Genomic DNA, 12,335 nt, shown 5'->3' with positions numbered 1-12,335 from the left:
TGCCCAGGGGCTAGAAAAGCCCCGTATGCGCGATGAGTGAGAAACGGAGGCTCCTAGCCGTCTGCCCCACCGTCCCGGCCGGCCACAGAAAGACTTGGCTAACCGGTGCGATTGGCGGATCGACCTACCAGTGGATTTTTTGATCTGTTACCTGCGCCGGACGCGGCTATTCGAAGCGCTACGTATTGACCTCGACCCAAAGAACCTTTTTCATTTACTGAAGACAGAATGGCTGATTCTTTATGACTGGGGGGCATACAGAATACCAAAGCAGACCGGCGCAACGACTTGATGGAAAAGATCGTGAATCGCTTCGGTGAGTAGTCGATCCTGATCTCCAGCCGCATACTCTATCGGTGCTGGTAGGAGTACAACGGTGACGCGAAGATCACTGACACTGTACTTTACGAACTACTGTAGGATGCGAGCATTGGCATTGGTGTGCAATTCAGCCGCGATCGCGGAAGTGGATACTCCTGTTTGCCAACATACAAACGCGAAAAAATGGGGCTCCTTCACCCCGATTGACTCCAGATCACACAAGTGCCTGAGAAAGCGTATAAACCCACGAGATCAGGTAAAATCAGAACAGGAAATTCTAAAATCTGAGACTCGCTTTGATTCCATATGTGCGAGGGGCAGCAGTCCACAGAAAAGGTGGCCCGCCAGCCTCTAGAACCCCAAACGTATGGTATCCCTCGTCAAATACATTATCGGCGTAGAAACCAAGCTCCAATGATTCCCGTTCTACACCCATATAGAGATTAACCAAATTGTAACTGTCCTGGGGCAGCGCACCTGATGCATGGAAGTTGCGATCACCCGTATAGCGGGCATCCGCACGAGTTTTCATGTTCCAGCCATCAACCAGATCAAGGGTATACTGGCCCGACATCGCAAGTACTATATTCGGTGTCATTAAAATATCATTGCCTGAGTAATCTGGATCCAGACCAAAATAGTCAGGCACAGACGTCGAATCCAGATATTCGTCGAATTCGGCGTCAAGATATGCTGCTGACGCAGTAAATTCGAGACCATCCATCGGTTTCACAGAAATCGCCGCTTCAAAGCCACTAATTGTGCTCTTCGCTGCGTTATCTACATAATTCTCAAGCTGGGTCGTTCTATTGATCTGCTGATCTGACCACTGCATATAAAAAACCGCGGTCTCGAGCCGGGCCAGACCGCCCCACAGAAGCCCCTTAAATCCCAGCTCGTAGTTTTCCAAATATTCTGGACTATATTCATCTATCGGTGCCGAAGGCGTGTTGAATCCCCCCGCCTTGTATCCGCTACTCACCGTCAAGTACCAGTTGACGGCGTCCGAAGGTTTATATGACATTGTAAATTTTGGGAGCCATTCATCTACGGTCTTCGACTGTTGAATACCACCAATGACATCGTTTCTCTCTTTGGTTTCTCGATCATAGCGGAGACCGAATCCAATCGTCCATTTCTCATTTAAATCGTAGGACCCATCGAAGAACAAAGCGACATTTTCGGTATCCGAACTGGCGTTGGAGAAATTTGGTTGGCCGAGTTGTGCATCTTGTGGTGGCGTCAACAAGACATCCAGGGACCGTGTGCTTTCATCCTGGAAATAGTACCCACCCAGCAGCCACTCAAAGCGGGTATTGCCAGCTGAGGCTAAACGTAGCTCCTGACTGAACACTTTGAGGTCGATCACCAGATCGAAGGCTTCGACTGACAGAGGCCCGAAAATGGATGGGCCTGGTAACCGGTTGATGTCAGCAACCAAGTTAGAATCCATATAGCCGTAACCGCTGATGCTCGTGAGAATCGCATTTTCCATTTCGTATTCTGCTGTCACGACTGCCTGAGCTACGTCCCGCTTGAATAACCCGAGAGAATCCTGGTTGACCGTTTGGACGTACTCATTAGTATCCACAGTGCCGGCACCCAAACCCATTGGATTATCCGCGTCAAATGTGTTGGCAAAATTAGGACAATCACCACAATTATCATCACTTTCAGAATAATCGAGGCTGAGATCAACTGAAAAGCGTTCGTTAGGAGTATAAAACAGGTTGAGTCGGACATTCGCATCCTGCTCATCGTTTACATTTTTCTCGCCGGTAAGTCGATTGTCCCAGTACCCTTCGTGTTGCTGGTAACCAACAGTCAGGCGGTAGCCCAGTCGGTCCTCTACCAGTGGGCCAGTAAGGGATACGGCCAGATCGGTGTCATCGTAGTTGCCATAACTAGCCTCGAGGAATCCCTCGAATTCACTGCTGGGCTTCCTGGTTATGTAGTGGATAACGCCGCCAAGTGAATTTCGCCCATAGAGTGTAGCCTGAGGCCCTTTCAACACCTCGATACGCTCCAGATCGAACAAGGTACTATTGTTCTTGATCCGTGTATCTCCCATTGTGAAGCCATCCTGGTAGACAAGGACAGTGGGTGAGCCAAAAAGTCCGGGGTTTACACCCCGCATCGAGACGATGCTGGTCTGGCGCCCAATGGAGTTTCCGATTTCCAAATTGGGCGTTAGCATCGCGACGTCGCTGAGATCTTCTATCCGCGCATCCCTGATAAGGCGATCGCTCAACACACTTATTGCTATCGGCACGTCTAGAAGCCGTTGCTCTCGTTTCTGCGCTGTTACGATGACCTCCTCCAGGGTCATCTCCGATTTCTGTTCCTGCGCATGGCCATCACCTACCATCACAGACAACGTGAGTAGCAACATGGAAATTGAGCCGACTTTATCCAGACTCCTGTCGTGGCAATTACCTCTATTATCTATCATAAAGCTCCCCAAAAAATGCACACAAGCAGATGCAAAAACACGAATGCCCGCTCTACCCGCCATCAAAGGCATAGGTATCGTGCACATCGTAAGATCTAAACCCTGATTATTTTTGGTGGAAAAATATTGAGCGTCAGTAATATTCTCTGCGTCTCGGTCTCAATGATCAAGTGGACACAGAGCAGCATGATGCTGACTGGAGTCAAACGCGTCGGGTGTAAGGAATTTCACAGGATATCAAAAATCCTGCCGATCTGCGTGATTATGTCCGTCTTCCAGACGATGGAGTGTTGCTCGTGGTGGGTAAATCTACTCGTTTCGTTATTCTTTGGAAAATACTTCCGCAACAAACCGATAGTATTTTCCCTTGATCCTTCATCACCAAGAAATATGAGGCTCGTCAAAGTAAAGCCTGATGCCGGTGAAAGCGCTCAGCTACGCCCGCAGGTAGAGATTCAACGAAAGGGGAACACTGTAAGCCCAGCACATTGAAAATGTGCGCTTGAACGTAGGAGTGGAAATCCAGCCCAGAGACAGTGGCGACTATCAAGCCCGCCAGTGCAGTGGCCCAGTTAAAGTACGCAACGTGCTTGCCCGTCTGATTAGCCCGTTCCGGTTGGTAGCATTTCATTGAGTCCGCTAGCGGGATGATTCGCTCGACATCGTTAATGATGAGATACCCCAGGCCTCAGTCCTGAAAGCCCTTGGTCTGGGTGAGGATGTGACAAAGGGTAGCCGGCCGACCGGGCCAACTATCTTCAATATAAAAGTTCTCCAGATATTGGTAGACGTCCACATTCAGATCCAGCTGGCCCCACTCCAACTGCTGCATCACCGCCACCACTCCCGACGGATTGTGATGCCGGTCCATCTACAGTTTCACCGCTCCATCTACTAAGGCTTCCACCACCGCCGTGTTGTTAATATCCGATACCAATACCCCCAGAGGTGCGATGGCCAGTAACACAGTTTCCAGCACACACAGACCCTTCGGCTAGACTTTTCATTGCTCTTTCATTCACGCGATCCCGTCCTGCTTTTCTCGTTGTCAAGATACAGAGTTGCAGCATGCTAGCCTGCCAGATCTTTCCCAACAAATGATGGATATTGCCAACATGTAATAGTGCTTCATTCAGATAATATTAATACATGAAGCTGTTACGCACATATGAAACCGCCGGACAATGCGTTGATACATTTTTTCGATGGGAAATCCATAATTCACATACTCGATCGCATCCAGCCCAACCTCTCGCTTGCGGTGGCGCGCACAAGGGCGTCGCACATACGATTGAAGACGTAACGGACCAGCTGAGTTTTGTGCGGCCTTTATTACTCTGACGGATGAGATCTTTAGTCGACTGGTGCAGAGATGACGATCGAAGGCTTATCTGACCTCTCTAAAGCGCCTCAGCCAGCATAGGCCCAAGCACCAGAAGCTGCATTTTTTGTTTGACAATCTCAGTCCCTACCAGACCAAACAGATCTCCGCGTGAGTGGCTAGCCGGCCGTGCATCCACACTCACTTCAAGCCGACCAGCACCTCCTGGTTTAACGCTGTCCCAGTCTGGCTTACCGAACTCGAGCACCGGGCGCTATATCGAGATATATTCCGCTGTGTCGCGAGCTTATGAACGAACTACAACGGTCTGTTCGAGTTATCAACCGTGATATCGAAGTTGTCCGTTTTGCGCTTGTCTCAAGATGGCATGGCTGCCCCTACAGAAAACCTTGCGCTTGTCGTAGGCAGGCTTGTAGATGCTATAGTGGCAGTCCATTCCCATCTCAGAGCCAGTACCGATGAGGTTGCCTCTGTTGTCTGTGAGTTGACCTACCCACCACCCTCTTTCAGTATGTTCTGGCAATCCAAGGTGTCGATCCGGCGCAGCGGTTGTGAGCACTGCGCCTCAAGAGTATTGAACCAAGCGGTATTGTCCACCACCCCATCCACCTGCAGACCTATCGCCTCGTTGAGAAGATCGATAACGAAGGACAACACGGTCTGCAGATTGTCATCAATTATCACGAGGCTATCTTGCCGTTGGGAATGACCGAAGATTCCCACATCAGAGTCTGCCCGAAGTGTATCTGACTGGCCAGCATGTCGAATACTGAAGAAGAACCAAGAAAATCTAGTGCCTTTAAAAGAAAGCGGGGGAACTCACTACGAGATACGTCTGGGGCTAAAGGGCATGACGTCTACACGTGGCCTTTCACAGGACATAAGATCAACGAGAAGCGCTGCGGATCCGACGGCCATCGTCCATCCCAAATGACCGTGACCGGCATTAATCCAAAGTCCCTCTATCCGGCTTTCACCGATAAATGCCTTGCCGTCAGCACTGATCGGGCGCAAGCCTGCCCAGCCTTGCATTTGGTTGCGGTCGACCTTGACGGCAAGGTCCGGGTACAAGCGCTCAAACAGACCAAACAAATTGTCCACACGGTCCTGCCGAATCTGCGTGTCATAACCAGTAAATTCCGCCGTTCCTGCAAAACGCAAGCGGGTACCCAGAGGCACCACCGCTGCATGCATGGCATCGTCAATGATCGGAACTTTAGGAACTTCTTTGAAACCCGTCATATCCAATGTTGCGGAATATCCCTTCGCTGGCTTGATAGGTAATCTGACACCCACGGACAAAGCCAATTGTGGAGCGAAAACCCCGTTAGCAAGGATGACTCTACTACCCTGGATCGGCCCCTCAGCGGTCTCGACACCGGTGATTCTGGCTCCATCTGCAAGAAGACGGCGGACGCTGACTCCCGTCCGGATTTCCCCTCCGGCCGCCACTGCCTGTTGAGCAATGGCGAGCGCAAATAGGTGGGCGTCTCCGCTCCCATCATCAGGAAACCTTAACGCGCCCGCGATTTTTTCCTTTACATTTCCCAACTGCGGTTCCACCTTAATAGTCTCCTCCCGGTCCAGAATTTCGAATCGCAGCCCGAGTGACTTCAGCATCTCCGCAATAGCGATAGGCCTTCCCATAGCTTCCTCGGTCGGAAATACTTTCATGGTTCCCAGAGAGGACGAGTCATAGTCAAGATCGAGACGACCCCGCAATTCGTCCATCAGATACTTTGAATATGCCGACAACAGGTAGTTGGCCTGTGTCGCCGCCCGGTGTCTGTCCTTCGATGCATTCCGCAGGAACTGTAACCCCCAAATACTGAGTCCCGGGATAGCATGGAGTCGAAGCTTCATCGCCGAGTGGGGATCAAAAACCGAGGAGAGTAAATGACCGAGCACCCCGGGACCATTCCATGGATCTGGCATGGAGGGGGTAAGCATTCCACCATTGGCGAAGCTCGTTTCCTCTGCAAGACCATTTCGCCCCTCAAGTAGCACTGCGGGGATATTCCGACTTACCAATTCATAAAGTGTGGTGACGCCGATCAGGCCGCCCCCAACAACGATCACGGGTTTTTCATTCATAAAACCAGTTTCCGGTACTTGTTCTCGATCATCAGTACGATGCGTAGGTTGATATAGCGACTACAAGATTGCGAAATGTCCCACCAGGGTTTGACGTCAGTGACAGCTGTTGCTTCACCACGCCCAACATCTCTCCCAGGACGCGCATCAGAGTACAATAAACCGTCGCATCCCCTTACGCCCAATCAGGGTTTGCGGAGTTGCGGCGCGTGAATATCCTCGCCTGTAGAGCGATAGACGCGCGATAGCCCTAAGGTAAGAACGGGGAGGACGAAAACAGCGATAAATCCAAAAGTCAGCATGCCGTACCCTTTTGCGATCAGATGGATCAAGCCAAAGACATCAGCCGCGAGCAGGGCGGTCAAAAGTAGAAGTGAGGCTACCACGGGCCGTATAAGCGGAGGCATGTCCTTCCCGCTGTCCTTGAGTGTGGTTGCAATCCGTTCGTTGACGCCGTGAATCATACCCACTCCGGTCTGCACCAAAGTGCCCAACAGGACCAGCTGAAAAAGAACTTCGAACCAGCGGGCATCAAGGCGCTCAAGCAACAAAGCAGAGGGAATAAGCGCCTTCGCCATTTGATCAGGAATTGACATCATAGCGATATAGAGAAAAACAGCCGGCAACACGCCGATCACGCCCGCTATCAGCCCAGCGGTTATCGCGACCTGTCGTCTTTGAATGTGGTTTAGGCAAAAGAATACCATAGGGACCAGAGCCACATTGTAGCCAGCGTAGCGCACGCCATCCATGAACCAGTTGCCGTCCATTGGCGCCCGAGAAAAGGTTTCTTTGATCTCAGGTCCAAAGCTGATCAAGCTCCATATTACAAGCGTGATATAGCAGCCGTAGAGAAGAAGTGACCAGAAGCCCATGAAGCGTTCGATCAGGCTGCTTCCAAAAAAAACCAGAACACCTATAGCCAGGAGCAGGATCCCTGTCCCGACGTACGGCGAGAATCCAATAATATTGTTGGCTATCTCTCCGGAAGCCGCCGCTACAACGGAAAGAACCACGATCATCAAAAGAACGAGCAGAATCTCGTAGACGAACCAACCTCTTCCCAAGAGGCGCTGGAAGAAGTGACGATAATCATAGCTCCCACTCATGCGGCAGAGCTCGAAAGACACCGCCATCACCGCACCCCAGATAAGGGCGGTAACGCCCAACCCCAGGAGCCCGCCTATGGGCCCATTAGGGAGAAAGAACTCAGCGAGTTCACGGCCTGTCGCGTAACCTCCTCCGATGACAATCCCTTGAAACACAAATCCCGGCAATAAGTAGCGCCTGAAAAATGACCTCACTTTTTAACCCCTTCTTCTAGTTGTTTCCGACGTCAGCGCAACTCATAATCGAGAGAAATACGCCGTACTGTATGGGCATCCACGTCATCGCGGTAGAACCAGATGTCCCGAAAGTCTCCGACGGAAAAAAGCTCCAGCTGCTTGCCAACAGAAAGGTCTGCGGGATCGTCATTATTGCCAGGCGCCAGAAGCCCGCGCGCGCGCACTCTGTCACCAAACTCCACGGCAGCGACAAAGCTTTCGCCTCCAACAATGTTGAGCTTGCCACTATCGTCGCGCGCTGGAAAACCAACCCGAAAAGCCCCAAAAGGGCCAATGCCAGCATTGGTCGGCAAGTCTATGCCTGCATATCGGATCCTGACCACATCGCCCCACGGCACATCAATCTGCCCGAAAAGCTGTTTCAAGGTTTTTGCCGCCCGTCCAAGAGCGGCTACCGCGCCTTCGATATCCGCCAACCCCTTTGGCGTATCAAAAGGTCGCTGTGGGTCCCATTTCTCCCTGAATATCTCTTCTGCATAGACAGCCCGGACGCCACCGATCATGTTAATCCAATAGGAAAAAAGGGCTGCGCCACGGCTATCATGGTTCGCCGCGCCATCCCATTCGGCAAGAATTTCAACCGCATCGCGAATGTCTGGATCATCTGACTTCGCGCCTGCCGCGAATAAGTCAGGCCCAATAGCATCGATCATGATCATCCGATTGGACCGCCGGTACTCAACCATCTCTTCATAGCTAATGCTCTCGTCACTCATCAGCAATTTCGCCGAATGCTGCGGACGAAAAGGCATCGTCTGTGTCACGAAATCGGCCGGGAAGTCACTGTGATGGAGAACCTGAGGAAAGGTGCTGGTCCACGGCGGATCATTGGCATTCTGAATAAAATTCGAAGGAGGATTTCTATACTTGGGAAGCTCCCCATAGGTCCGATAGTCGGTCCAGATCAGGTCCGATTTTGTTCCGTCCACGATGCCTCGCCAGAACGCAACATCGCCCGTGTCCCGCTTTGGCTGCAACGCGTTAAAGGCGAAGAAAATATCACCATGCCGGTCTGCGTAGACGACGTTAAACATGGGCATCTGCAATTCGGAAAGAGCCACCTCGAACTCGTCAAGCGTCTGCGCACCACCCATTCTCCAGTACTGCCGGAAAATCTGAGCCGTGTCCCCCTCCTGAATACCCGCCACCCTTAATGCGAGTGCTTTCGACCCGTTCATACGTACTACAGGTCCATGGATAGACGTCAATATAGTAACGTCACGAGTTTCGAGAGTACCGTCTTGCTGGCGAATCTTGAGCGTGTCTACCCGTTGCTCAAACTCCCTGACGACGTTATCCAGGACGTAACCACCATCCCTCAGATCAAGCTCGTAGACATCGGCACCGTCATAAAGGTTGACCGTGTGAGCCCAGCCCAAGTACTCATTGAATCCGAGTGCCATGAAAGGCCAACCCAATAGCGCGGCCCCATACATGTTGTAGCCAGGAACGGTGATCTGCGCTTCGTAGAACAAGAACATATCCTGCCAATGGAGGTGCGGATTGATCAGAAGCATGGCATTTCCACTTTCAGAACGTCCCGGCCCGATTGCCCACGCATTGGACCCGGCCTCACCAGCATCCGCAGTCCAGCTTCGGGCTACAGCCTGGTTGTCACGAAGAACAAACGAAAGATGCAATGATCGCTGTAGATGAGCCAGCACATCCACAGCCGTCACCCGCAGCACTTGCCTCATCTCAGCATCGATGTCCTCTGGATGGACTTCAGCGTAAGCGTTCATGCCGGCAGCAAAGGCCTCTAGTCTCCTCGCATACACCGGCCCTTGCGCCGCCAGCATGCGTTGTGCCCGTTCGTACACACCCATGGTGCGGATAAAAACATCGCTCTCCACATGCTCAGGGCCCCAGTATTCCGCCGCGCGCCCTCGCGCCTCACCATAGAGTCGAAGAATTGTATTTGCGCGCCCCGCCATCTGTGACCACCCGAAGGCAAAATCGGCAGCTTCTACATTGTCCGTACTTATATGCGGCACACCCCACTGATCCCAGGCGACCTCTACTTCCGCGAAGTTACTGGAATTATCGTTGACGCCTGGAAGTAAACCGCATCCGGTCAAAGGGATGAGTATTGATACGACAACAAACATAACCTTGAGCGAGCAAAGACATTCTTTCATGTGTTTTTTCCACTGTTGTGCCATACGAGTCCAGCCGGGTCTGTTATGCCTGGCTTTTGCACTTACTGGCCAGACCAACTGATTCCCTTGTCGATCGAGACAACGGCGATTGATGTCTGAGTCACGAAACAACGAAGGGCTCCGCCCTACCGTTCAGATCTCTTATCGCTGTATCGTTATGTCCGTTACTCAAATTGGCACGAACTGGAACCGGAGTACCAGCTATTACCGGCCGATGACCAAGAATGGAGAGTTTGTGATGAGACCGGACGCGGCCACCACTGGCGGTCATGCGCTCCGTCATTAGTCCCGCACACGCAGAGCGTCTGTGATCCGAGAAACGCTAAAACCAAAACCGAATAACGCAATAACTAAAACATAGAGAGATGTATCTGTTTCACGTTTTACCCTAAACACTACCGGTCCTCTGTTTTTTCAATACCAAGCAATGACGCGATACTATAAGAGGTAAAGGACTTACAAATTAATCCAAAGTCACGAAACAGCGATGCCAGAGCGTGAAAAGCATTCTGCCTGATCGACAAATCGCCCCGAGCCGATATTCTCTTATAGAGCCCTTAAGCAATTTCAGAAGATGTCCAGAACTGCACCACTTGATCACATCATGTTTGTTGTAAACAATCTGCAGGCAACCCAGGCCTCCTATACCCGGCTAGGGTTCACGGTGATGCCTCGGATGACTCACAGCGAACTCGGCACATCGAATCAGATCATCGTACTACAGAGTACCTATATCGAGTTCATCGGTGACCTTGCCAACGCTCGAAAGAGAATAGCGGACAGACTTTCGCCGCGGCTGCGATTCGGTGACGGAATTACTATGATGTGTCTGGGAACAAACTCCATTCACGACGAGTTATCGCGCCTTACATGCGAAGGAATAAACCCGGATAAGGTGCAGAGCGCACGAAGGACCGTAAGCCTCCCGTCAGGTTCTATTGATCAAACTGATAGCCATTTCTTCTACACAAGAAACCCAGTTCACCCATTTTTATCTTTCTTTTTCTGTCAGCACAATCGTCCTGACCTGATTTGGATCCAGGACTTTCAGACACATCCCAACACTGCCGAGGAAATCACCGGCGTGGTCATTGTTTCAGATGATCTTGAGGCAGATCGCGCCTACTTCGAAGCCTGCCTTACAATATACTCCACTTCACAAAAACAGGTCAGCGACTTCGAGTTTTATGACTGGGCAGAATTTCCGTCGATATACACTTCGCTTCTAACTCTTACTGACCGGCCCGCGGGATTCACCTGTGGTGTCAAAGTCAGGGTCGCATCTATCCACGCTTGTCGGTCCAGACTGCTTAAAAATGCAGTCACATTCATCGATGGCAATGACCACATATTAGTCTCGGCTTCAGTGGCGCATGGAGCCTTCATTCTGTTCCACGAGTGAAGCATCCCTGGACAACATGTGCTGTTTACGGAGCACCTTGGGGGCGTACCCGAAATGGCGTTTGAAGGCCTGCGTAAAATTTGTTGGGTGTTCGTATCCGACCTCATAGGCGATGTCGGAAATGGAAATGTCCGACGAGGTGAGCATCTTCACAGCCTTGCTCATTCTGCAGTTTTGGATGAAGGCATGAACAGTGCAGCCGAACATTTCCTTGAAGCCGCCTCTCAACTTGGTTTCGTTAAGGCCTGCCATCCGTGCTAGACGACTAATCTTTGGCGGGTCAACAAAACTGGTCTGAAGGATATCCCTGACCTCTACCAGTCTCAACATATTGTCAGATGTGATACGGTTCCTTCCTACATAAGTCAGCGTGGGCGTGGTCAATTGGTGGATCACAGAGCAGACAATCTCAACGGACTTTGCCTCAAGGAAACATCGCCTGACTGGGGCGCTATATCGATGCCGTGAATCCAGGATGTCCGTGGCCGCACTTAGAATGCCTGGCCCAAGTGAGAGTTTCACATTGTTTGGTATTCTTCCAGGACCTTCCAGTGAGGTATTCCACTTTTCAAGAATTCTCGGGTCGAAGCCGAAAGAGCGCAAAAAATCTGTTTTGCAGTGAAGTATGACAAGCCTGCATCGCTCCCCCCGTGAGAAATAGAACCCGTCGTCGGTATTTTCCGGATACGTCGCAAGCATGGCATCGGGACCCTCCATAAACCGACCCTTATGAGGGGCCTGGAGCGTGCCTTCAACAAGGATTCGGATCTTGAACAATCCTTCAGCCTGTGCAGCGCACCATTTATCCGTCGTGTAGGTAGTATCACTGATCGATACGAAAAGATCTGAAGTGATCTTGCAAAAATCCCAATATCCTTCGCCCTCGGCTGGATTGAGATAAGCACGAACGCAATTACGACCAGCAGATGTCTCAGAGAGAAAATAGCGGCGATCAAGGTCGTCCATATGCCAGCGAGGCGATGAAAGATTATCGAACTGCTTTTCAGAGTGCTTGCCAGGCGAGAAACAATCGACAGACAACTGACCAAGCAATCTTGATATTTCTCGGACTGGAAGACATACATCAATGTCTTCCTGAGACACTTCGATATCCAGGCCAAGCTCATTATGGATCATTGCGACACCCACTTATCCAGACGAATAATTCAGCTTCTCTATAAGTATGCTCCAGAGTGCCATTTTCACTGAAATGAATTAT

Annotated in this window: 8 protein-coding genes; 1 reads left to right on the top strand and 7 read right to left on the bottom strand. The window is 51.1% G+C overall.

The window, feature by feature from the left end; all coding sequences use genetic code 11:
* Positions 1-598: 598 nt before the first annotated feature.
* From RLO07_RS12625 to RLO07_RS12600, 6 genes are all read right to left on the bottom strand, one after another.
* The gene (locus RLO07_RS12625) at positions 599-2,845 is read right to left on the bottom strand and encodes a TonB-dependent receptor (protein WP_462292491.1); all 2,247 of its coding nucleotides are present in this window, start codon (positions 2,843-2,845) and stop codon (positions 599-601) included.
* Between the two features lie 616 nt (positions 2,846-3,461).
* Entirely contained in the window at positions 3,462-3,644 is a 183-nt protein-coding gene (locus RLO07_RS12620; protein ID WP_462292490.1) for a hypothetical protein, read from the bottom strand.
* A gap of 960 nt (positions 3,645-4,604) precedes the next feature.
* The gene (locus tag RLO07_RS12615; RefSeq protein WP_462292489.1) at positions 4,605-4,799 is read right to left on the bottom strand and encodes a hypothetical protein; all 195 of its coding nucleotides are present in this window, start codon (positions 4,797-4,799) and stop codon (positions 4,605-4,607) included.
* 138 nt (positions 4,800-4,937) lie between these two features.
* Positions 4,938-6,209 (bottom strand): FAD-dependent oxidoreductase, encoded by a 1,272-nt coding sequence (locus RLO07_RS12610; RefSeq protein WP_462292488.1) that lies wholly within the window; start codon positions 6,207-6,209, stop codon positions 4,938-4,940.
* 185 nt (positions 6,210-6,394) lie between these two features.
* Positions 6,395-7,513, bottom strand: coding sequence for a YkvI family membrane protein (locus RLO07_RS12605; RefSeq protein ID WP_462292487.1), 1,119 nt, complete (start codon positions 7,511-7,513; stop codon positions 6,395-6,397).
* A gap of 32 nt (positions 7,514-7,545) precedes the next feature.
* Positions 7,546-9,693, bottom strand: a complete 2,148-nt coding sequence (locus RLO07_RS12600) for a penicillin acylase family protein (protein WP_350131708.1) — start codon at positions 9,691-9,693, stop codon at positions 7,546-7,548.
* Positions 9,694-10,288: 595 nt separating this feature from the next.
* Here RLO07_RS12600 and RLO07_RS12595 point away from each other — a divergent pair.
* Positions 10,289-11,116 carry a VOC family protein gene (locus tag RLO07_RS12595; protein WP_462292486.1) on the top strand — a complete coding sequence of 276 codons (828 nt, stop codon included), beginning with the start codon at positions 10,289-10,291 and terminating at the stop codon, positions 11,114-11,116.
* Here the strand turns inward: RLO07_RS12595 and RLO07_RS12590 are convergent.
* The gene (locus tag RLO07_RS12590) at positions 11,078-12,253 is read right to left on the bottom strand and encodes a helix-turn-helix domain-containing protein (RefSeq protein WP_350131711.1); all 1,176 of its coding nucleotides are present in this window, start codon (positions 12,251-12,253) and stop codon (positions 11,078-11,080) included. The genes RLO07_RS12595 and RLO07_RS12590 overlap by 39 nt on opposite strands.
* Positions 12,254-12,335 lie beyond the last annotated feature (82 nt).

This window comes from Haliea sp., from assembly GCF_040221975.1.
Classification (GTDB): domain Bacteria; phylum Pseudomonadota; class Gammaproteobacteria; order Pseudomonadales; family Halieaceae; genus Haliea.
Note: the sequence above shows the minus strand (reverse complement) of the source record. Positions and strands in the feature narration are given on the sequence as shown.